Source organism: Vibrio sp. 10N.286.49.C3 (assembly GCF_041469545.1).
Taxonomy (GTDB): domain Bacteria; phylum Pseudomonadota; class Gammaproteobacteria; order Enterobacterales; family Vibrionaceae; genus Vibrio; species Vibrio tasmaniensis_A.
In genome coordinates this window covers 17,303-40,306 of the sequence record NZ_JBFRKT010000001.1, presented here as the reverse complement: position 1 = coordinate 40,306, position 23,004 = coordinate 17,303, and the positions used below count along the sequence as shown (strand labels likewise).

Genomic DNA, 23,004 nt, shown 5'->3' with positions numbered 1-23,004 from the left:
GTTTACTAAAAATCCAGTAAGACCTACGAGCCATCGAGGAGAGAACATGAGTTTCAAATCGCGTTTAGTGCTGTTCACAAGTTTGTGGTTTTTGTTGGTAAGTGTGGTGATTGCTTACACTTATCATTGGCAAAAAGAGACAATAGAACAAAGAACCAAGCAGAGCTTACATAAAGAGCTCGCGGTTCATATGCGCGATGATAATCCTCTGATGATTGGTACCGACTACAATCCCAAAGCACTCAAATCTATATTCCACACCTTGATGCTGATAGGGCCTGATTTTGATATTTATTTTCTGGATAGTCAGGGCAATATCACCACCAATGCTGCGCCAGAAGGCACTGTGTTAGCCAATCAGATAGATCTAGCACCCATTCAACAGTTCCTAAATGACGAGCCTTATCCTATTTTGGGCGAAGACCCGATCAACCCAGGCTCTCCTAAAGTATTTTCTGTGGCGGCGATTGAAGAGCTAGGGTCGACGGTGGGTTATTTGTATGTGGTGATAGGAAGTAATCGCCATACTGTGATCACCAACTCTCAGGTTGATACACCATACATCGCACTTGCAGGGCTTGTGCTGGTTTCTATTTTTGGCTTTGCGATTGGCGCTTATCTGCTAGTGAAACGCAGTCTGTTGAACCCAATTGAGGCGGTAACCAATAAATTGCAGCAACAAGCTGAGCAAGATTTTAGATTGGAACCTAACTTTGTCCATCAAGCACCAGAGTTGGTGCCCATCGCACGTTCTTATCAATTGATGGCGAAACACATCCAACAACAGTTTTTGCAGCTTGAGTATCAGTCATCACACCGCAGACAAAGCTTATTACAGCTCAGTCATGATTTGAAAACGCCATTATCGAGTGTTCTTGGTTACCTAGAAACGTGGAAGATTCAAAATCCGAAGTCAGACCCGTTGATTGACGTCGCTTACCGCAATGGCAACAAGTTGTCTGAACAGCTCCATTCACTACTCGATAGTGCCAAGAATGATAACCCTGTGCCCACGTATCAATACGCTTCAATCGATTTTAATGTGTTGATGAACGAATGCTTAGAAACGATACAAAGCCAGCATCGCCATAAGAATGTGGAGTTGAACGTCAATATACCTATTGGAATCAAGGCTGTGGGTGACAGTGATTTACTTGAGAGGCTGATCTTGAATCTGCTAGATAATGCGTTAAGGCATAGCCCGAGCGGAACAATGGTGTCGTTAGATGTAGGTTTAGAATCGGATTCAAAACGGGTGAAGGTCGTTATCCATAATGAAGTTGAACTAGAGGCCCCTAATGGTTCGTTAGGTATTGGCACCAAAATCGCTCAGTCGATACTGATGTTGCATCATAGTGTTTTAGAAACAACAAAAGCAGAAAACTCATTTCAACAAAGTTTCTATTTGCCTTCGGTATAGCCCTGACTGCCTTCGATTTAGTTCTATTTTCTTTCGATATCGTTCTACTTGCCGCTGTTCTAGGGGATAGTCGAGTTGTTCCTTGAGTAACGAACAACTCGTTGAGTCGCTTTTAAGTTAAGAAGTTAAGAAGTTGAGAAGTTTTTAAGTTGAAGGGGATTTATGCGTCTTTTTTGGCTTCGTTGCCTTCATTGCCTTCATTGCCTTCATTGCCTTCATTTAGTTCAGCATAGAAGTGCAGCAACTCTGTGAGCTCTTTTACCCAACCAAATGCTTCTGTCGGTGCTTTCAACAAAATCTTCTCGACTTTGTCACAGTGAGTTTCAAGGCTGATCGCTTGTTCAAGGTTGAACGACATTGCATAGAAGTGCCAAAGTAATAGGCGAGTCATGCGCTCGATGTTTTGTTGTGAATTATCCGACTCACTAAACGCAAGATTCACTTCACTTAGCGCGATTGCTGTCATTCGCAACATAGCATCAAATTTTGCTGATTGCATACGTTCTTCATTGGTCACTTCTTCCTGTTCGAACGTAAACAGTTCCGTCATTGCATCTTCAGGGACAAGGCGATGAATCATTCTTAAACTAAATTCTTCTAGTTCTTCACGAGGCATGTTGTTTAAGCAAGTTAAAGTGTAATCGCGTTGCATGGTGTTCTCTTGGATGAGCAAAAAGGTCGGACAGTTTAATGGAGAAGCGGACTTAGAAAAAGTAGATTTTGGATAAGCCTACATTTGTAGGCTTATCTGTGTACTACTAGCCTTAAAATCACGGCTTAGACTGGTAGGTTTGAACCCAGAATCAGGCTTTGCTATGGCTTGGGGGTTGATACCGCATAGACTTGTCATGCCTCATGAAAATGTTGCTCGCGACCAGGCTGCCGATGCAAATCGAACCAAGCGCTAACCAAGTCATCGTATCCGGAATTTCGTTGAACAGTGGGATCGCCAACAAGGTTGCAACAGCAGGTGTTGCACTGCCAAAAGCGGCCGAGCGTTCTGCTCCTAGTGTATTAACAGCATATAGATAAGTGAATGCTGCTATTAAGCCTGCACCTACGCCTTGCACCGCAGAATGCACGGCAAGCTCTGCAATTGGCCATTGAGCAATTGGTGTATCCATTAAATGGCTAGGGAGGGTTCCTGTAAGGATAAGGACCAGCAACAGCAAAGTGGAACAAAATGAGATAAAACCTGCACTCACGAGCGCATTAAGGTTGGCAACACGTGCTGAGATGGTAAAAGTTGCCCACATCAAGCTCCCGCACAAAAACAACACGTGACCTTTGGTGTATTCAAAGTTGAAGCTGCTTAAGCTACTTCCCAGAAACAACAATATCCCAAGCGAAACCAGACCTAAACCAACGACACGGTGTCGGCTAAGCGGCTGCTTAAAAAAGAGTACCGCGATCCCTGTTACACATAGAGGAAGCGTTCCCGGAACTAAAGCACTCCCGTGTGATACCGGAACGAACTGCATGGCTGTTCCTGCAACGAGTAAATAAGGTAACCCGCACCCCACAAACATACCGGCCAAGTATCGATTCGGGACAGCAGCGATCGTGCTACGTGCTTTCCACACCAAAGGTAATAGCGCCAATGCCGGTATGAGGAATCGAGTCAGTGCGATGTCTGCAGGTGTTAAATCTGAATTTGCGCCGCCTTTAAGAGAAAGAAAAAAGCTCGCCCAGATGAGCAGAGTGACAGTAATAGATAAATAGCCAAGCTTCATAATAAACAAGGAAAGTGAATGATGATTAATTATGGGGTACTTGGTGTGCCATAGGTTGGCAAGTTTTGTTCTAACTTGAGTTGTAGTTGATGATTTCTGCTAATATCTTGCCAATTGTTAACGAATTTAACCAACAATTGGTATTTGCTATGGATAGGATTGATAGACATCTTCTTGAGTTGCTTCAGAAAGACGGCAGGCTAACCACCGCTGAGTTAGCTGATGAAGTTGGCTTATCGGCTTCACCGTGCGCGAGGCGCATCAAAAGACTGGAAGAAAAAGGGATTATTGATGGTTACCGTGTGAGCCTGTCACGGGAACAGGTCGGCATCGCAATGAGCGTGTTTGTTGAGGTGAGCTTGAACAACCACCAAGAAGTGTCGATCGATAAATTTGAAAGTGCGGTTGTCGAGATGGAAGAGGTCATCAGCTGCCACGTTGTGTCTGGGGCTTATGATTACTTGTTAGAAGTTGTCAGCCCTAACTTGATGGCTTACGAAGCATTTACCAGAAAGCTACAGCGACTCTCCAACGTAAAAGACATACATACCCATCTTGCGATTAGGCAAGTGAAAGGCAATGCGCCACTTCCGGTTTATACGAGCTAACGGTTTATACGAGCTAACGGTTTATGCGAGCTAACGGTTTATACGAACAAACGGGCTATACGAACTAACAGTTTATACCGACTAAGCCGTAGGTAGGTGACACGCTGCCCGATGACATGAGCTGAAAACGAAATGATTTTATGACTAATAGGAAGTACGGTCGCTATTAACGGCTATCTGACGAATGCGGATACGCAACAATAAAAAACGGAGCACCTCGTGAAAGGTACTCCGTATATGATAGGTGCAAAACTTAGTGATACTTAAAGTTAGAGATTGAACAATCCCCGGTTTGAGCGTTGATTCTGAATGAAAAAGCATGTGAATGATAATCCACACCGTCATTCCAAATCGTCTCTCCAAATATCTTACATAGCTCTAGCTCACTTACTGAACCGAACTCTTCCATGTGTTTAGCGACAGATAAAAGTTTACCTCTTATCTCTGCAGTCCCTTCCGTGTTACTCAAGCAGTTGAAAGCCATAGTTTTTTGCATATTACCTAGCCAAAATATTTCTTGTTATTAAGTTATATGAATAATCATGATAACAATTTTCTGGCGTTTGTAAATCTATTTTGTGATGAATATCTCACATAGTCGCTTGCATTGGTCGGAAATTGAACGTCATTGTTGATAGTTACCACATTAGTTTTACAACTTATTGATAAAGCTTTGATTGATTGTATTTCTGAATGTGTTGGTTTGTTCGAACTATGATTATTGGGATAATCAAGTTAAGCAAGTGAGTAATCATTTTAGTTTTGTACATCGTTTATCGGTTGGTTTGTGTGGCGAGCTTCGTCAATCATCGTCGCTTCTTTACGGTATTTTGAAGAGAGCTGACGAAATTTTTTACTGAGTGTATGAAGATCTTGCGAGAGTGATTGTGAGCTTTGTACATGTACCTGTGCACTTTCTGTTTGACGCGGTAGTCTTGCTTTAGCGCAGTGTTTAGCTATGGTTTGCCACGAATGCGTTAGAGACTCCGCTCCATCTAGTTCTGTAGACACAATATACGCTTGTTTTAATAGAACCTCAGAGACATCATAAGCGGTATGCATATGACTATTGAGCTGCACATTAAATCTTTGTTCGTACTTTGCCCAAAGCCCAATGATCTGCTTTTCGTTGAAATGTTTAGATAGCAACGTTTGTGATTCATAGGTCGAGAGAACTTGGTTAAATTCTTTGGTGTATTGATTATAGCGTTCTTCAAATGATAACTGGCGATCTAACAGTGTTTGCCAGTTTTCACGGTCACAATGGTCTGCTAACGCGATATCGGCACTCAGAGGTACACTTATAATGACAACCTTCACCAAAAAATTCATGATTTACCTCTACTTAACTCGCTCTCTATTAAGAGTATAGATGAGCAGCAACATGAGTTGATGTACACTTGAAACATACCTAAAACGGAAGAGCTGGTGGATTTGATGAAAAAAGCGCTGATCGCTTTACTTGTGTTATTAATATTGGGCGGAGGAGGGGCTGCATACTATTTCTTCGTCATGAAAAAAGACCCCACTCCGCCAGAGAAAGAGGAAGCGCCGGCTGTTGAAGTCGCGGCGCAGTCTGAATCTGACCTTACATCCCTCACTACTCCTCAGCCTGAGCCAGAACAGACTGAGTTCTACGTTTTAGATAGAAAACTTAAAGTAGTCGAGCAGCCTGAAATTGATGGTTTGATAACCGACTATCTTTATAAGGGTGAAAAGGTCGAACTACTAGAGAAGCAAGGCGAATGGGCTCGTATCTCTGACTATATTGTTTTAAAGGAAGGCGGACCACAGACGGCGGAATGGATTTCAATGTCTGGGCTATCTAGTGATGAAGTGATTATCTCTGAGCAAGAAAACAGAGAGATACTAGATTCATACTTATCTAAATCCGATGATCTGAAGCTCCATCAAGAGACGTTCCGCAATACGGTTGCAGAGCTGATCTCGGATGGCGAATGTGACCCAAGTGATTTCGAGGAGTTAGGTGGTTGGGTGAAATCGGTGAAGTACAGTGACCGAGATGTCTATTTTATTTATTGCGGCGGACTGTCTCTTGAAAATAAAATTTATTTAGATGTAAATACAAATGAAATATTTACGAAGTAGAATCCCACGATCTATTTGTTAATAATGTTTACTTAAGCCCACTCATAGATTGAGTGGGCTTTTTTTGTCTATTAATAATGTTCAGCTTTCCAATTCAGAACGCTAATTATATTGAGGTTTATATAGAATGATAAGGAACCATTTATTAATGGCTAATTAGAGTTTCGTTATTATTCTCATGATCAATCATTTCAGATCCCCACATTGCATTCTTCTTGAAACAAGCTGAGAGATATAGGTTTGTCTCGTATTAACAAAGACTTATCTGCTTGGTGATAAAAGTAAAATTAAATAAACCTTATTAAAATCAAAGTATTATATCGCTTTACATCCATGTAACATTTCATTGATTTTGGGACGGAAGTCTAGTTTTTAATCATAATACGAAAATATTTTATACTTGTAATAATAATTTTTGATTTTGAGCTGTAGGGTTTAATTAAAGCAAAACGTAAAATTTAATTATCGACTAAGACATTATTTTATTAACATCATTGTTATTTAATTGCTTGTAAGGGATGGAACCATTAATGAAAAAGCTTGCTTTAATTACAGGGTCAAAAGGCGGTATCGGCTCAGCAATTTCCTCTAAATTAGTTGCAGACGGTTATCGTGTTATCGCGACTTATTTCACTGGAAATTACCAATGTGCACTGGATTGGTTTAACGAAAAACAATTCACTGAAGATCAAGTGAGATTGTTTGAATTAGATGTTACCAATACTGCGGAATGTGCGCTGAGCTTAAGCAAGTTGTTAGAAGAAGAAGGCACGGTGGATGTGCTGGTCAATAACGCCGGTATTACACGTGATAGCGTCTTTAAAAAGATGGGTGCCGAAGCGTGGAAAGAGGTGATTGAAACAAACTTAAACAGCCTTTTCAACGTGACTCAACCTCTGTTCGCTCCTATGTGTGAAAAGGGTAACTGCCGAGTCATCAACATTTCTTCAGTGAACGGTCTTAAAGGTCAGTTTGGACAGACCAATTATTCCGCAGCAAAGGATGGAATGATTGGTTTTTCAAAAGCCTTGGCAGCAGAGGGGGCTAGAAGCGGAGTGACGGTAAACGTGGTTGCCCCTGGCTACACAGGCACACCTATGGTTGAGCAAATGAAGCCTGAAGTCCTTGATTCGATTAAAAACCAAATCCCAATGAAACGTCTAGCGACGCCTGTAGAAATTGCAGACGCAGTGGGCTTTTTAGCTAGTGAATCTGGCGCGTACATTACAGGCGAAACACTGTCTGTGAATGGCGGCTTGTACATGCACTAATTGGCGAAACTGAAGGGAATGGAATAATGGAAAAAGTATTTATTGTTGCGGCTAAGCGCACGCCTATTGGTGCATTCACCGGGTCACTAAAAAACGTATCTGCGGGCGAGTTGGCTGGCGTTGCGATCAAAGGCGCGTTGGAGTCCGTAGATCTTTCGTTGGATGCGATTGATGAAGTGATCGTTGGTAATGTGATTTCGGCAGGTCAAGGCATGGGGGTTGCTCGTCAGGCTTCCATCTATGCAGGGCTTCCTGAAGAAACACCAGCATACGGTGTGAACATGATTTGCGGCAGCGGCATGAAGTCGGTGATGGACGCAGCGGCGCACATCAAAGCACAAGATGCTGAAGTGGTTATTGCTGCTGGCGTTGAAGTGATGTCCCAAATTCCGTTTGTGGTGCCCGCGAGTGTTCGTAATGGTCACAAAATGGGTGATATCTCAATGAAAGACTTATTGGTTGGTGATGGCTTAACCGATGCGTTTAATCACTACCACATGGGCATGACGGCTGAAAATATCGCCAACACGTTAAATATTTCGCGCCTAGCTCAAGATAACTATGCCCTAGAAAGCCAACAGAAAGCCGTCGCAGCGATTGAAGCGGGTAAGTTTAACGAGCAAATCGTGCCTGTAGAAGTTAAACAGCGCAGACAAACCGTCATTTTTGATACCGATGAGTATCCGAAGTCAGACGCGACATTCGAAGCTCTGCAAAAGCTTCGCCCAGCCTTTGACCGTGAAGGTTCGGTTACGGCAGGTAACGCTTCGGGCATCAATGATGGCGCAAGTGCCATTATCTTAGCGTCTGAATCGGCGGTAGCGAAATATGGCCTGACACCTTTAGTGGAACTGACCAGTTACGCACAGTCAGGTTTGGACCCAAAGATCATGGGGTTAGGACCTGTAGAAGCGGTTTCTAAAGCGCTTGATAAAGCGAATCTCACCCTCGAAGAAATCGATTTGTTTGAATTGAATGAAGCGTTTGCAGCACAAGCCCTTGGCGTAATGTACCAATTGTCAGAGCAGCATGATTTACCGCTTGATGCATTCAAGCCAAAGGTCAATGTGAATGGTGGTGCAATCGCGCTTGGTCACCCTCTAGGTGCGTCTGGCAATCGAATTATTGTTTCACTCATCCATGAAATGCTTGAACAGAAAACGACTTATGGCGTTGCTTCGCTCTGTGTGGGTGGAGGAATGGGAACCGCTGTTTTGCTAAAAGGTATTGCAGGTTAGAGCCTAAGGTATCGGTAGCAAGCTTAAAAACATCGGATCAGCTTTTCAAAGCATCGCGAGCTCATAGATGAATGTTGGCTGAAACGATGATTATACAAATTTATTAAACTATGTATTCATCAGGAGTTACTTATGTACACGGATATTTTCAAAACAATTACTGACCAAACAGAAAAGCAATTTGAACCGTACTTAAAGTTCAATAAGTTGGTTGCTAAGAACATTCAAACGATGACAGAACTGCAAATGAATGCGATGCAGACTTATACGGATATGGGTCTTTCTCAAATGAAGGCAGTAAGCGAAATCAAAGATGTAAACAGCCTGACCGCTTTCAATAGTCAACAACTCACGGCATTAACTCAACTGTCTCAGCAAATGATGAGTGACAGTACAAAATTGCAAGCGGCTGCCAAAGAATTCAAAGACGATGTTGAAACACTAACAACTGAAAACTTGAAAACAGTCACACCTGCATAAATTTAATCGCCATCGAATGAGGCAGTTTTACTGTGACATTCGGTGGCGATTTTCCGATTATTGGAGTCATGTTATGTTTCAACACTTCTTTTCGGACTACCTTGTTAAACTTCAACAAACAAACCAGCAATGGTGGGATAACTTTGAACAAAACAAGGAAGCCGCGCAATCTCCCCTAAATCAAGCGATGCAAGAATTGAATTTTGATGATGCATCAAAAATCTTCGAGCAAGCCGCCAACCAACCCGCCGTCCTGCTTCAGCTGCAATCTCAATGGTGGGAACAGCAACTGCAAATCTGGCAAAACGCAGCACTGATGGGCAACACTGAAAGTGTCATCTCAGAAGATCGCAGTGATAAGCGCTTTATCGATGATGCATGGAAGAACGACCCTTTCTATAGCTTCATCAAGCAATCCTATTTGTTATTCAGTAAAAGCTACATCGACACCATCAATTCTATCGAAGGCATTGACGAGAAAACCAAAGAGCGTGTGGCGTTCTTTTCACGTCAGGCAATCAATGCTCTCTCTCCTAGCAATTTCATTGCGACTAACCCAGAGTTGATGAAACTGACGCTTGAGCGAAATGGTGAAAACCTGCTTGATGGGTTAGAGCAGTTACAAGCAGACGTTGAAGCAAGCGCCGATATACTCAAGATCCGCATGACCAACAACAACGCTTTTCGATTAGGTGTGGATGTTGCGAACACCGAAGGTGATGTTGTCTTTCAAAACGAGTTGTTTGAACTGATTCAGTACCAACCAAAGACACCGCAGGTCAATGCGACGCCTTTGCTGGTCGTCCCGCCATTTATCAACAAGTACTACATTCTTGACCTTCGTGAGAAGAACTCGATGGTACGCTGGTTACTTGAGCAAGGACATAGTGTATTCATGATGTCTTGGCGCAACCCAGGTGAAGCGCAGAGGGACACTGAGTTTGGTGACTATGTCACGGAAGGCGTGGTTAAAGCCGTTGCTGCGATTGAAAACATCACAGGCAAAGAACAAATCAATGCGGCAGGTTATTGTATTGGCGGCACGGTACTCGCGTCTACGGTGGCTTACTACGCTGCGAAGCGCATGAAAAAGCGCATCAAAACAGCGACCTTTTTTACCACCTTGTTGGATTTCTCGCAGCCGGGTGAGGTGGGCGCGTATATCAATGAGACAATCATCAATGCTATTGAGAAGCAGAACGATGGCAAGGGCTATATGGATGGTCGTTCGTTGAGCGTGACGTTCAGTTTGCTTCGAGAGAACAGCTTATACTGGAACTACTATATTGATAACTACCTCAAAGGCAGTAGCCCGATGGAGTTTGATCTTCTGTACTGGAACAGTGATAGCACTAACGTGGCGGCTAAATGCCATAACTTCTTGCTGCGAGAGCTTTATCTTGAAAACAAACTGGTTCAAGACAAAGGCGTGAAAGTGGGCGGCGTATGGATTGATTTGAATAAAATTAAGATACCAAGCTACTTCATCTCGACCAAAGAAGACCATATCGCGTTGTGGCAGGGGACTTACCGTGGTGCATTGAACACTGGTGGCAACAAGACGTTTGTTCTGGGCGAGTCTGGTCATATCGCAGGCATTGTTAACCATCCAGAGAAAAAGAAATACGGCTACTGGTTGAACGACAACCTAGACGACTCTGCTGACGAATGGCTAAACAACGCAAGTCACAACGAAGGCTCATGGTGGACACATTGGGATCAATGGTTACAAGGCTTTGAAGCTGACGAGAAAATCGAACCTTTCAATCAAGGTTCCGAGCTACACCCTGTGATTGGCAAGGCTCCGGGTAACTATGTAAAACAGGTACTTCCTATCGTCGATAAAGAAGTCGTTGATGTACAGGCTCCGAAAAGCGACGCTTAGCTTGTTTAACGTGAGTGGTTGATACCTATTTCTACTAGGGTATTAGCCACTTATATCAGAGGTGCACTTATCAAGGGCCTCAATACCCAAACGCCGAATACCACTTGAGGTGTAACAATACAAATCGTCGTAAAAAAAACGGCCGTCTAGAGTTGTTGCATATGCCGTCAGTATGCTCCCACTATGAAATATCTCTATTCACCCTAAATTTACCTTCGAGTTGGCAAACTATTCGCTACTTTCATAAGGAGAAGTAGCGATGAATTACCGCATGTTAATGACTCTAGGGGTTTTGTTTAGTGCAAATGTATTGGCTGAACTTGATGAACCAGGCTGGGGAGGCGAAGTTGGAGTATTGGTCGGCTTTGGTAGTGAAACCGATGACTCAGAGGCTGTAAAAAAAGGCAGCTTGAACAGCAAGGGAGAATCGGATTCGAGTGCGCTTGTTGTACCATTAGGACAGTTGCGCTACACATTTGGTTCAGATAGCGACCAGCAGGTCTTTATGGGGACCTCGCGTGGCGATATCATTGAAGGTGTTTTTGCTTTTGAATTTGGCTACGCACTGGAATATGGCAACGAATCGGTTGTATCTTTCTCTTACCTTCCAACAATCGCAAATGGTGAAGTATGGGAAGACCCGTTTATAGCCAATACTGCGAGGACTAAAACCGACATCTCTGGTGATACCTTTCGTGTACAACTCGACAACTTATTAGATATTGGTTTATCGGGTGATTTCGCTGTCTACAAGCAAGACATTAAAAATGACAAATCGGGCGTTCATCTAGGAGTGCCAACAGGTGTACTCCAACGTGACGCTAAAGGCTATTATGCAAGCCTATCTATGGAGATGCCTGTTAGTGAGAGCTCTTTTATCGAACCATCGTTGTCTTATCAAAAACATCTTGCAGACGGTAAAGCAGTTTCTTTCTCTGATTACTCTGGCTCGTTGACCTACATAATGATGGTGGATGATCATGCATTCTCGGTCAATGCAGATTACAGTCACCGCTCATATGATGCATCCAATCCAGTATTCAAGAAAACACGTGAAGACAATGGATATAGCGCAACGCTTGGCTATGAATATATGGACGTTATGGGTTGGGAAGACTGGGGATTCAACGCATTAGCGGGTTATTCTAGTAACAATTCCAATATCGCATTCTATGATACCAGCGGATATTTGATGAGTGTTGGTGTTAGCTATCACTTTTAAGTAATTGACTACTTAATCACGATGAGTTGAGGGCTAGCATATTTGTTAGCCCTTTTTACTGTTTACTTTTTCGGCTAGAGGCTGCAACTGAATATGAGTGATGAAGCTTAAATTCAGTCAATGGCGACCAAAAATGTCCGGTCGGATCGCCATGAAGCTTGGTCATTCAACTTAAACGAAGTTAAGCATTGGTATTTGATTTTTCTTCGACCGGCAAATGAAGCCGAGCCAACAAGCCTCCCTCTATTTCCTCTGCTTCAAGATGCCATCCTAGCTTCTTACATATTTTCTCGGTTAAATCCTGCCCAAGGCCAAAGCTATCTTGAAATGGCAGATCAAGTTCCTGTGTGTTTATATTCTTGATGACTATGCTGTTTTCTTCGAAATAGATATGGATAGTGCCGCTATGTGTGTATTGGAAAGCGTTACGAATGAGGTTACCAACGACAATTTTGATTGGAGTCTCTGGAAGTTCCACTGTTGGGGCATGAAGGTAATTGCGGATGATGTCGATCTCTTCACCTTGAATTAAATACTCCAACTCTTCTATCAAATTATCTAATAAAGCGACGACCGAAACTAAGCTCTGATTCGGTGGCGTTTCACTCTTTCGGACTAGCCAGAGCATGGTTTCGGTAATTTGCTGCATGTTGCTGCTCGCGCGGTCGATACGATTGATCGGGCGCTGTAAATCTGAGGGCAGGGAGATGCGCTCTAAGATCTCCATATTTGCTCGTATGATTGCAATAGGCGTTCTCAATTCGTGACTAGCATGAGATAGAAAACGTTGTTCTCTTTCTACCAAATGCGCATTCTTACTGAGTGCCTTTTCTAGATAAAGCGCAACTCGATTGTATTCACTGAATTTAAAGTTGGGAGCGGGGTTCGCCAATAGGTCGTTGGACGCGCTTTCTGACCATTCGACGAGTTGTTCGGTTTTTTTTCCTACTCGGTAACTGTAGAGCCAAAGCGCTAATACAATAAAAAATATATAGCCAAGAGCAATATAGATAATAAGGTTGAAGCGATGATCGAACCACACATCTATTGTGTCGCCAATTAGGCGGTAGTCGTACCGAGCGACTCCGAATACCAATCGTCCGTCTTCGAGAGCAAAACGGTAGACACCAAAGACAGCCTCTTTCTTGATGTCGTTGGTAACCGTTTCATCAACGAAGACGACAGTGAACTCATCATTAACAAATGTCACATCCCGAAGTACGTCTTTACCATCGACCTTTATGTTAGGCAATTGGTCATAATAAAATGACACTACGTAAGATTTAGGTAGTTTGGCTTCTGGATTTATAAGGCGTACTTCGTTAAAGCTCAACCATTCACTGGCGAGTCGCATTTTTACTGAATCTTCTATTCCATATTCAAAGTGACGGATTAAAAGTTCTCCGAATAGTAAGGCTGTCAGAAGTGACAAGCCCAAGAAAAAGGTAGTAAGGTGACCCCGTATTGGGAAGCTCTTTTTCATGCTCATGGTTACCCTTTGATCCTCAGACCTTGGCCAACGACGGTTTCAATCAACTTAGATTCAAAAGGCTTATCGATTTTTTGTCTCAGTTGATAAACCTGTACTTTTATGTTGTTACTTTCTGGTGCGTCATTTGGCCATAAACACTCCTCTATTTCTCTACGAGTAACCACTTGTGGACTTCGGCGCATGAGGAGTTCTAAAAGCATTAGGTTGAGTCGATTTAAGTCCAAGACTTGTCCTGATCTTGATACTTGCTGGCTTTCTAGGTCATAGACTAAGTCACCTTGTACTAACCTTTTTTGTTGGCTACTTCTTCGCTTAGAGAGCGCCTTGATACGTAAGGCGAGCTCTTTCATTGCAAATGGCTTGATTAAGTAGTCATCGGTGCCTGCATTGAAGCCAACTTCTTTGTCTTGCAGCGTATCTTTTGCCGTCAGCATCAAAATAGGCGTATCGTCACCGTCGTCTCGAAGTCTTTCACAGACAGTAAAACCATCTATTTTGGGTAACATTAGGTCAAGAAGAATAACGTCATAGTAGTTTTGTTTTGCGAGTGTAAAACCGCTTAACCCATTGTAAGAATGATCGCATTTGATGTTTTCAAATTCGAGAAACTCTGCAACAGAAGCGGCGAGCTCCTTGTCATCTTCAACTAATAACACGTTGATAGATAAGTTAGATTTCATTTTTCTTAACCCCAGTTAAAGAAGCGGATCTTTGGGTAATTATGTTGTGACACAGCCGCTTGATATCTTGTTGAACCATTAGCAATACGGGTACCAAAAGAAGTGTTATTACCGTTGCGAATAAGATTCCATACCCCATTGACGTAGCTGCTGGTATTAAAAACTGAGCTTGAGGAGAGGTCTCTGACAGTAAGGGCACTAAGCCAAAATACGTGGTTGCAGAAGTCAGCACAATAGCCCTTAAGCGTCCTGTTCCTGATTCAATTAACGCCTCGTACACGGTATCACCACTCATTATCTTGGTATTAAAGCGTGAGATCAGTAAGAGGCTATCATTCACGACGACCCCGGTTAATGCAAGCATTCCAAACAGAGAAAGTATACTGATGGGTATCCCTTGGATTAAGTGTCCCATCAAGGCGCCCACAATACCAAATGGAATTGTGCACATGATCAGCAGTGGCTGGAAATATGAATTGAGTGGTATTGCAAGCAATGCGTAGATGCCGATAAGAGCGATAGCAAACACGCTATACAGTGAATTTGATATTTGTTCCTGCTCTTGTTGCTGTCCAGAAAGGACAATGTTTAGGTCACGATACTTATTCTGTAATCTTTTAAACAGGTCGCTATCTAGCTTATCAATGATCTCTTCTGGAGAAGCGATCGTTTTATCAACATCAGCTGTTATCACGTTGACTCTGTTACGATTCATTCGTTCAATATTTTTGGACACATATCGAGTCGATATATTGGCTACCGCATTGAGTGGTACTAACTTACCATTGCTCAAGCGAATTTGTGCGTATTTGAGATTATCCAGTGTTTGTCTTTTCGCCTGAGGGTACTGAATTTTGACCTTTATTTCATGCGAATCTTCTTGAAATTGCTGCACTTCATAACCTTGATAGGCCATGTTGAGTTGCTGTAAGAGATTCGATGTAGTAAGCCCCATCGTTAACCCCATATCGTTAACTTTAATATCAACTTGGGCTTGTGTATTCGCGAGGCTACTTTTTATTCCATGCACACCTTGTACATTATTGAGATGATCAGTCAGTTCGCGAGTTGCGTTGCTGATCGTTGCTTCATTTTGACTTCTTAATTCTATGCATATTGCTTTATCGCTGATCATATCGGCTAAGAAATTGGCGCTGTCTATGCCTTCAAGTGTTGGGACCATGGATTGCCATTCTTTAGCGATTGCACCCGCGCTGATTGGGCGTTGAGTGTTGCTCGAAAGGCCAACAATGATTTGCGAACTGTTATTGGTGGTTTCTACCAATACACTTTGGATTGGTGGTACAGACAGCGCATATTGCTTAACCAACGAATCATTCAATGATGCCGCCATTTGTTCAACTTTAAGTGTTTCACGTTGTACTAATCCGTAGCCAGTATCATCTTCGAATGCGAGCTCGATCGTGATGAAGTTAGTAGAAATCTCTGGGAAAAATACCGACTTAAGTTTGCCAGTTATTAGCGAACCGCCAACTAGAATACACAGGGAAAAAAAGCCAAAAATTACAGCATAACGGTAGCGTATAGCCAGTTGTAAACAGGGTTTGTAGAGATGCCAAGTGATGTACTTGAAACCACGTAGAACACGTTGTTGAATATAGTGCCATACGGCAGGAATACCCCATGCTGAAGTCGGTTCCATTTTGACTCGGGCAAGGTGAGCTGGGAGAATTAATTTGGACTCAATGAGTGAGAAAATCAGACAGAAAGTTGCAGCCATGGCAAATTGCGCAAAGATTTTACCGAGTTCCCCTTCGATTAAGCTGAGAGACATAAAAGCGACGATGGTCGTCAACACACCAAATGTGGTTGGTGTTGCAACTTTTTGCGCGCCAGCGATGGTCGACTCAACGGAAGCTCCGTGTTTCTCTCTTTGTTCGTAAATACTTTCACCAATGACGACGGCATCATCAACAACAATTCCGAGGGCCATGATGAAGCCAAAGGTGGTTAATTCATTAAGGGTGAGTCCAAAGAAAGAATCTCCCATAAGGACCATTGCACCGGCAAACGTAACAGGTAGGCCAACGGCAACCCAGAAAGCGACACGTATGTTTAAGAGCAGAGCCAGTAAAATAACAACGAGAGCGATACCTTGAGCACTGTTCTTCAGTAGCAAAGATAAACGGTTTTTAATCGGCTCACTTTGATCATTCCATTGGGTCAGGTGGATACCGTTCGGCAGAGTCAATTGGTAAGCATCAACGATGGATTTGGTCTCTTGGGCTAGCTGGTTGATGTTTGATTGACCATACATTTTCACCTTTAATCCTACTGATGGATGGCCGTTATAACGAGTAATGCTGCCGTCGTCGTCAAATCCTAATTCAATATGTGCAATGTCGGACAAGAGTATGGTTTGCCCTGTTGCTGTGCGTTTAATGGGCAGCGAAGCGAACTCTTTCGCGCTTCGGTGTTGCTGGTCCGCTTTAAGAACTAACGTCCCTTGAGAACCTTTGAGCTGGCCGGCCGTTTGGGTTAATGATTCTGCTCTAATTTGGCTGACAATTTGCTCCATCGTGAGACTGAAAGCTTGCAATTTGGCCTCGTCAATTTCAATCGAGACCTGCTGAGATTTTCGGCCAATGTAATCAACCTTTTGTATCAAAGGAGAGTCTAGGAGCTTGTGTCGTAACTCGTCTAAATAACGTTGTAATGCACCGATAGGCACGTCACCAAACAGGTTAATTGGAACTACCTCTTCAAGGTCGGCTTGACGCGTGATCACTGGTTTTTTTGCTTCACTAGGTAAATCGCCAATAGCATCAACCGCACTTTTTACATCTTGTTGCAGTTTGTCGAGTGAATAGCCACTCGACTTAGTGATGGTTACCGTGGCACCGTCACTACTTGAACTGCTGTGTATCTGTTTGATGCCTTCTACACCTAACAATGAATCTTCTATTTTTATCGCAATGCTTTCTTCAGCAGAGCGAGCTGAGCCACTTTGATATTCGACGCTTACCGTAATATTGGTAGGGGGGAGTGAGGGGAAGCTTTCTACCCGTGATTGGATAACCGAAAAACCACCCGCGACTATGATCAAAACCATTAAAAGATTTGCGGCAACTGGGTTGTGAACAAACCATGCGATAACACCATGAGTTTTTAGGTTATTGTCCATCATTCACCTCTTTAAATGATTTGTTCCCAGAGGCAGGAGTCGGGAGGCTACGATTTAATGCGAGTTTGTCCGTGTCGTCTGGCTGAGGGCTATCCGAAAGTGCTAATACTTGCATTCCCTCCACGTAGCTGGATAACGGCTTTACAACCAAAGTGATGTGTTGATTTAGGTTGCCCTGTTCAAAACCAATCGCATCGATATCTTGAAACAGTGATTGAGTCTTGTGACGATGAAGTTGACCTTCTTTGACGTACCAAATATTGCCGTCTGCAGTAATGGAAGAGGATGAAACTACAAAACTATCTGAGTGGCTCTTACCTTGAATGACAACTCTAACAAAGCTCCCGATCAGCAAAGGATCTGGCTGTTGAAGAGGGGAGTCTATTTTTAATATGAGGTTACGCATACGTGTTGATTGTTCCACGAGCAGTGAAAGGTGACTCGCCCGTGCTGCCCATTGTTGCCCTGAATCTGAATTTGATGCTGACTGAATTGTCACCGACAGTGCACTCAAATCGGAGGGGAGCTGTTGCCAGTCGCGTTCTGTGAGCTGAAGATGTACTTCAGCCGTTTCTATGGATTTGATCTGTCCCAACGAGGTTCCGGATGCAACAACACTGCCTGTGGTGACGTTGCTTTGGCTGACAATGGCATCAAAAGGAGCATGGATACTCGTGTTATTTAGTTGTTGCTTAGCATCTTCAACTGCTTGTTGTGCGGCGTTTAATCGTGCCTTTGCTGCTTTAAACTGAGGCTCTCGCAAAGCGAGGGGGCTCGGTGCCTCTTCTATACCTGAAGTTTTCCACTCTTTTTTAGCACGTTGATGTTTGCGTTGTTCTTGGAAAAATGAAAGTTGTGCGTTAGCTAGCTCCTTTTCTGCGTTAGCCAGAAGTACTTGGTAACTGGAATCGTCAATGTGAAATAGCAGATCACCTTTAGAGATTTGTTCACCTAGTTGAAATTTTTTTGCTTTCGAAAGAATCACTCCTGAAACCTGGCTCGTGAGCGTTAAAGTTTCTTCTGGAATTACCTGACCGTAACCTTCAATGGTAGAGCGGTGTTGCCCGGCAGCAATGTCGACTGTGGTGACTTTGATATATTGGTGAGGCTGAGCTTCCAGCGCTAACGTTGTTTCTTCGGGGATTGACTTCATGATGTACATCGCGGTGGCAATGATACTGAGCAAGCCCAAAGCCGTAACAAGTATCTGTTTCATTTTAAACCCCCATTCCTAATGCTAACCCTAAGGTAATTCTGTTTGAGAGCCGAGTACGCTGAGTATTAAGCAACTGGATTTTAGATTGGTAAATAGATTGTTGGGCGATAAGCAGTGCCAAAACGTCACTGGCTCCTTCCTGGTAAAGGTTTTGATAGTTTTTCATACTAGCCTTGGAGAATGTAAAAGCATCTCGATAATGCTGTTCTTGTTGTTTGAGGTAGAACTCTTTGTCTAGTGCATTTCCTACCTCATTGATGGCAACCAATAGTTTCTTTTGGTAATCAACAAAGCTCTCTTCTGCTTGAAGCTGAGCTATTTTTGCTTGGGTTTGTAGTGATGATTGGTCAAGAAGAGGTGCGCTGATCCCTCCAACGAGATTCCACAGGGAAGGATTGTCGATAAGCTGGTTTGGTGTTGAACCGCTACGATAAACAGAGGCAGACAGCGTGAATTTAGGCAGTAGATCTTTGTAAGCAACTGCCGCGCTTTTGTCGGCGGCGAGCACTTGCTGATAAGCGGCAAGGAGATCAGGACGTGATCCAATCATTTCTCCGGGAAGACGTAATGGCGGAGCTTCAACTTCTGGGATCGTGAAAATCATTTGGTTAAGCTTGGTGTCGCTCTTACCTCGCAAGGTATTAAGTCCTCTGATTGCGATAAGTTGATCTTGCTCTTTAGCCGCTAAACTCGCTCTTACTCTGGATGTTGCAGCACGAGCTGTGTCGAGGTCTGCTTGTTCTTTAAACCCATCGAGCACTTGCTCTAGTACAATATTCTCAGTGTTTGAAAGGCTTTGTAGCCAGCGTTGTTCAACCCCGATCACTCTTGCTCTGTAAGCAACATCAAGCCACGTCTCTATTACGCGAGCCGCGAGAGAGTTTTGTGCGTAAACATAGTCAAGTTGTGTTGCCTGTTGTTTCGCGTTAGCTGCTCTTGCTGTGTCAGCTAAGCGTCCCCAAACATCAAACTCCCAACTTAAATTCAAAGACAGTTTGTGACTGTTCTGAATCTGACTTGTTTTTTGTCTAGAGGCTTGAAAGTCTGTATTTAAAGAAGGTTGAAGGTATTGATCACTTTGAGCCGCTAATAGTTCAGCTTGCTTCAAGCGAAGTGCAGTTTTATGTAGGTCGTGGTTATTGGTGAGGGCTTCTTGAACCAGATCGGCGAGAGCTTGATTGTTGAACAGCGAGAGCAATTGTGTTGACATCGTAGTGTTTACGTATCGTTGAGAGCTTTCCCATTGCTCGGGAATCTGGGTTGTATTGTTCAAACTGGCTTGCGGCGTTGGTGATAGAGAAGCGCAACCCGTGAGATAGGTCAGACTACCCAGTAGTAATAATGCGGATAGGGGGCGGTGTGTGTTCATGCTGTCTTACTCTAAGGTATTTATCTATAGATATACCTAACAGCGAGTAAATTGGAGGTGAAATGAGTGTTTGGTTATTGATTAAAATTGGATATGGGTATGGGCTAGTAAAGGGTTTATGAAAGAACTTCTGAAAACATAAAAGCCACTGAAATCAGTGGCTTTCTAGACTTGTCCGTTTTATCTAATCAGGCCATACATGGAAAGTGCTGACCTCATCCCCCTCGAATAGCAGGTTCTATTAAAAGAAAGGGGTGACATCAATTTCAGCCTTCGTAGGAGAAATTGCTTTTACAATCGTATGCCAGCTGTGTTTTAAATCCACATACTTGACGTCAATGAAACGTTTATTCTTTCGTGAATAGAAGCACTTAACGACAGGCTCAACAGGAGCATCATCATTCGATGACCATACAATTCCAAGATGGCCATTGCTCAGCTCAACGATGGCCCCAATAGGGAAAATACCAATGCAATTAATAAATTTGTACACCAATTGTCGGTCTAAGTGATTAGGTGTCATACCTAACATGATTTTAAACGCTTCCGCTGGGCTCATTCCACGTTTGTAGCAACGGTCAGCCGTCAATGCGTCATAGATATCGACGATACAAGCCATTCGGCCGTGCTGCGGAATTTGCTCGCCACTCAATCCATTAGGGTAACCTGTACCATCTAACTTTTCATGGTGCATTAAACATACATCACGGCTAATTTGACTTAAGCCTTCGATTTTTTTGATGATAGGTTTAGCGAATTCTTGGTGTTGCTTGATGTGAGCGAATTCCTCCTCGGTTAAACGAGAAGGCTTGTGCAAAACATTATCATCGATATGCACTTTACCGACATCATGAATAATCCCACCAATAGCCAATGGCTTTAATCGGTCTTTGCCAAAACCCAAATGCTTGCCAAATGTGACCAAAAGTGTGGCGACATTAACGGAATGTTCAAGCAAATAGGCATCTTTCTTACGTAATGCAGAAACACATTGCAAGGCATCTGAATTGATCAGTGCTGATTCAATCAGCTCATCCGCCCAACCATCCAGTTCATCCGAAACAAACGTATGCGAATCAAATGTTGCCGTAATAATTTTCTGAGCAAGACCGCGCGCTTCTTGGATGATTCGCTCTGCATTTTTTTGTCTTACTTCTCGAGAGACCAATTTACTTGGAGAATTTTTACTGCTCTTTTGTTGTTCCTCACTCGTTTCGTCATCAGGAACGGGGTGAAATTTACAACCTTTAGCAGAGAGCTTCTTGTCAACCCAGACATACTTAATGCCTTTATTAACTAATGTATCAATTCCTTTTTTTGAAGACACGCGTCCAGCGTTAGATAAATAAACACGCTCACTTTTCTGAATTGATGTAACAAACATTCCCACAACCAATGTGTTTATGGAAATTTTTACTGAGTCTTTAAGGTCGAACTGCATTAAATTCAATTAAGTGTTGTCAAAAACAGTGTGATTCTAATCCAATTTCGCGACGAATCTAGTCAAATTGTTGATTTATTTACTCAAAACACCTGAAATTAATCGTGAAACACGTGAAATCAATAGCAAAACACATGAAATTAAAAACAAAAGGCCGAAATGTCACAGAGTTATGCTTCGATCTTAGCGATATTGTTTAAAACGGTTAAGTGGCAGTGGTGTAGTAATAAGCGTTCTTTTCTAATCGAAGTGTCTATCTAAAGGGCTCTGTAGAAAGGTACTTTGTATTGTGGATGTGACTTAAGAGGTGAGGTAGGGAGGTTGCCACCTATTAATAAAAAGATAAAACGTTAGATATTAAAAAAGCCACTGAAATCAGTGGCTTTTTAGAGTCAACCCATATCAGAATGGATTAAAATTAGCTGATAAAAGTTGACGTACTCTTCGATTTCTAATCGATTTCTTTGTCTTTAGTCATAGATAAAAGCCAAAGAGATACGGCTGCAACACCTGCAAAGCCACCAAGAATGATAACTGGCATAGCGCTGTAACCTAGGATGTGCCAAATTACGTTCTCTAAAGTACTCATTCAATCGCTCCTTATTGCCAGCCTTCAACGCCGTGCATGTCTGGTAGTTTGTGTGCGATACCTTTGTGACAGTCTACACACGTTTTTTCACCAGAAGCTAGCGCTGTCGAGTGTTGTTTCGCACTACGAGGGCTCTGCTCTGAGAAGTCCATGTAATCGAACTGGTGACAGTTACGACACTCAAGTGAATCATTCTTTTTCAATCGAGCCCATTCGCGTTCTGCTAAGTGAGCACGACGTGCTTTGAACTTTTCTTCAGTATTGATGGTTTTCGCAATAAAGTGTGCGTATAGCTCTTTAGAAGCCTGAACCTTACGAACAATTTTATCTGTCCACTCATGAGGTACGTGACAGTCTGAACAGATAGCACGAACACCAGAACGGTTAGAGTAGTGAATTGTTTCTTGGATTTCAGCAACGATAGGTGCGTGACAACCAGAACAGAACTCTTCCGTATTGGTTGCTTCCATACCCGTGTTGAATGCACCCCAGAACAAAAGACCACCCGAGAAACCCAAGAACAAAACAACGCCTACCGCCGCTTTACTTGGTGTCGCGAGTCTTTTCCAAAACGCTTTAAGTAATTTTATCATATATAGCCTCTCTTACAGTCCGGCTACGATTAACGCAGTGAATCTACAGGTTTGAACTCGTTCTCAACTAGCGGTTTAGCATTAGCTTGAGGTACGTGACACTGTAGACAGAAGTAACGACGAGGTGAAACATCAGCAAGTACCGCATCTTCGCGGTTCATGTAGTGAGTTACACTCACTTTAGTTGCACCCATTTCTTTTGCGTTTTTCCAGCTATGACAAGCAAGACACTTGTTAGCGTTAAGAGACACTTCATAGCTACGAATAGTATGAGGTACTAAAGGTGGTTGGTATACGTAGTCACTCTCAAGTACTTGGTCACGAGGAAACTTTTTGAAGTCATCTGCTGCGCGAGTTGCTTCAAGTTCACTTGCACCACGTAGAGATTCTACGCCACCAATGCCGCCTGGGTTATCCAGCTCAGCTTGAGCTTGAACTGCACCAGCTAGCAAAAGACCAGCTGATAGTAGGGCAGTAATCAGTTTTTTCATGGTTAATTTCTCCGCCTAAAGG

Annotated in this window: 21 protein-coding genes; 8 read left to right on the top strand and 13 right to left on the bottom strand. The window is 43.0% G+C overall.

Annotated elements, in window-relative coordinates; all coding sequences use genetic code 11:
• The first annotated feature begins 46 nt into the window (after positions 1-46).
• Positions 47-1,420, top strand: a complete 1,374-nt coding sequence (locus AB4180_RS00165) for a HAMP domain-containing sensor histidine kinase (RefSeq protein WP_102250000.1) — start codon at positions 47-49, stop codon at positions 1,418-1,420.
• 160 nt (positions 1,421-1,580) lie between these two features.
• Here AB4180_RS00165 and AB4180_RS00160 read toward each other — a convergent pair whose 3' ends face one another.
• Together AB4180_RS00160 and AB4180_RS00155 are read right to left on the bottom strand one after the other, a co-directional pair.
• A complete protein-coding gene (locus AB4180_RS00160) occupies positions 1,581-2,072 on the bottom strand; it encodes an exoribonuclease R (protein WP_102250001.1) in 492 nt (163 codons plus the stop codon).
• 151 nt (positions 2,073-2,223) lie between these two features.
• On the bottom strand, positions 2,224-3,153 hold the full coding sequence (locus AB4180_RS00155; protein ID WP_102250002.1) for a DMT family transporter: 930 nt from the start codon (positions 3,151-3,153) through the stop codon (positions 2,224-2,226).
• A gap of 149 nt (positions 3,154-3,302) precedes the next feature.
• Here AB4180_RS00155 and AB4180_RS00150 point away from each other — a divergent pair, with 149 nt between their 5' ends.
• Complete coding sequence (locus AB4180_RS00150) at positions 3,303-3,761, top strand: Lrp/AsnC family transcriptional regulator (protein ID WP_102250017.1); 459 nt, start codon at positions 3,303-3,305, stop codon at positions 3,759-3,761.
• Between the two features lie 253 nt (positions 3,762-4,014).
• Here AB4180_RS00150 and AB4180_RS00145 read toward each other — a convergent pair whose 3' ends face one another.
• A complete protein-coding gene (locus AB4180_RS00145) occupies positions 4,015-4,257 on the bottom strand; it encodes a hypothetical protein (RefSeq protein WP_009845471.1) in 243 nt (80 codons plus the stop codon).
• A gap of 260 nt (positions 4,258-4,517) precedes the next feature.
• Positions 4,518-5,093, bottom strand: coding sequence for a hypothetical protein (locus AB4180_RS00140; protein WP_017097491.1), 576 nt, complete (start codon positions 5,091-5,093; stop codon positions 4,518-4,520).
• Positions 5,094-5,189: 96 nt separating this feature from the next.
• Here AB4180_RS00140 and AB4180_RS00135 point away from each other — a divergent pair, with 96 nt between their 5' ends.
• The 6 genes from AB4180_RS00135 to AB4180_RS00110 all read left to right on the top strand — a co-directional run bounded on the left by AB4180_RS00135 (position 5,190) and on the right by AB4180_RS00110 (position 11,966).
• Positions 5,190-5,870, top strand: coding sequence for an SH3 domain-containing protein (locus AB4180_RS00135; RefSeq protein WP_102250003.1), 681 nt, complete (start codon positions 5,190-5,192; stop codon positions 5,868-5,870).
• Positions 5,871-6,400: 530 nt separating this feature from the next.
• The gene (locus AB4180_RS00130; RefSeq protein WP_102250004.1) at positions 6,401-7,141 is read left to right on the top strand and encodes an SDR family oxidoreductase; all 741 of its coding nucleotides are present in this window, start codon (positions 6,401-6,403) and stop codon (positions 7,139-7,141) included.
• Between the two features lie 26 nt (positions 7,142-7,167).
• Positions 7,168-8,379 (top strand): acetyl-CoA C-acetyltransferase, encoded by a 1,212-nt coding sequence (locus AB4180_RS00125; RefSeq protein WP_102250005.1) that lies wholly within the window; start codon positions 7,168-7,170, stop codon positions 8,377-8,379.
• A 132-nt stretch (positions 8,380-8,511) separates the two neighbouring features.
• The gene (locus AB4180_RS00120) at positions 8,512-8,859 is read left to right on the top strand and encodes a phasin family protein (RefSeq protein WP_012600514.1); all 348 of its coding nucleotides are present in this window, start codon (positions 8,512-8,514) and stop codon (positions 8,857-8,859) included.
• A gap of 73 nt (positions 8,860-8,932) precedes the next feature.
• The gene (gene phaC, locus AB4180_RS00115) at positions 8,933-10,744 is read left to right on the top strand and encodes a class I poly(R)-hydroxyalkanoic acid synthase (RefSeq protein WP_102250006.1); all 1,812 of its coding nucleotides are present in this window, start codon (positions 8,933-8,935) and stop codon (positions 10,742-10,744) included.
• 259 nt (positions 10,745-11,003) lie between these two features.
• A complete protein-coding gene (locus tag AB4180_RS00110) occupies positions 11,004-11,966 on the top strand; it encodes a DUF2860 domain-containing protein (RefSeq protein ID WP_009845464.1) in 963 nt (320 codons plus the stop codon).
• Between the two features lie 181 nt (positions 11,967-12,147).
• On the opposite strand, the gene AB4180_RS00105 is transcribed toward AB4180_RS00110, so the two are convergent.
• The 9 genes from AB4180_RS00105 to AB4180_RS00065 form a co-directional block, all read right to left on the bottom strand.
• Positions 12,148-13,455, bottom strand: a complete 1,308-nt coding sequence (locus AB4180_RS00105; RefSeq protein WP_017101829.1) for a HAMP domain-containing sensor histidine kinase — start codon at positions 13,453-13,455, stop codon at positions 12,148-12,150.
• Between the two features lie 2 nt (positions 13,456-13,457).
• Positions 13,458-14,138, bottom strand: coding sequence for a response regulator transcription factor (locus AB4180_RS00100; RefSeq protein ID WP_102250007.1), 681 nt, complete (start codon positions 14,136-14,138; stop codon positions 13,458-13,460).
• Positions 14,128-17,283 carry an efflux RND transporter permease subunit gene (locus tag AB4180_RS00095; RefSeq protein WP_102250008.1) on the bottom strand — a complete coding sequence of 1,052 codons (3,156 nt, stop codon included), beginning with the start codon at positions 17,281-17,283 and terminating at the stop codon, positions 14,128-14,130. Before AB4180_RS00095 ends, AB4180_RS00100 begins: the two co-directional genes overlap by 11 nt.
• On the bottom strand, positions 17,273-18,499 hold the full coding sequence (locus AB4180_RS00090; protein WP_102250009.1) for an efflux RND transporter periplasmic adaptor subunit: 1,227 nt from the start codon (positions 18,497-18,499) through the stop codon (positions 17,273-17,275). Before AB4180_RS00090 ends, AB4180_RS00095 begins: the two co-directional genes overlap by 11 nt.
• A 1-nt stretch (position 18,500) precedes the next feature.
• Complete coding sequence (locus AB4180_RS00085; RefSeq protein WP_102250010.1) at positions 18,501-19,709, bottom strand: TolC family protein; 1,209 nt, start codon at positions 19,707-19,709, stop codon at positions 18,501-18,503.
• A 400-nt stretch (positions 19,710-20,109) separates the two neighbouring features.
• Positions 20,110-21,309 (bottom strand): HD-GYP domain-containing protein, encoded by a 1,200-nt coding sequence (locus tag AB4180_RS00080; protein WP_102250011.1) that lies wholly within the window; start codon positions 21,307-21,309, stop codon positions 20,110-20,112.
• Between the two features lie 451 nt (positions 21,310-21,760).
• The gene (locus AB4180_RS00075; protein ID WP_009845457.1) at positions 21,761-21,898 is read right to left on the bottom strand and encodes a TIGR02808 family protein; all 138 of its coding nucleotides are present in this window, start codon (positions 21,896-21,898) and stop codon (positions 21,761-21,763) included.
• An 11-nt stretch (positions 21,899-21,909) separates the two neighbouring features.
• Positions 21,910-22,491 (bottom strand): NapC/NirT family cytochrome c, encoded by a 582-nt coding sequence (locus AB4180_RS00070; protein ID WP_009845456.1) that lies wholly within the window; start codon positions 22,489-22,491, stop codon positions 21,910-21,912.
• A gap of 29 nt (positions 22,492-22,520) precedes the next feature.
• Entirely contained in the window at positions 22,521-22,982 is a 462-nt protein-coding gene (locus AB4180_RS00065; protein WP_009845455.1) for a nitrate reductase cytochrome c-type subunit, read from the bottom strand.
• Between the last annotated feature and the right edge of the window lie 22 nt (positions 22,983-23,004).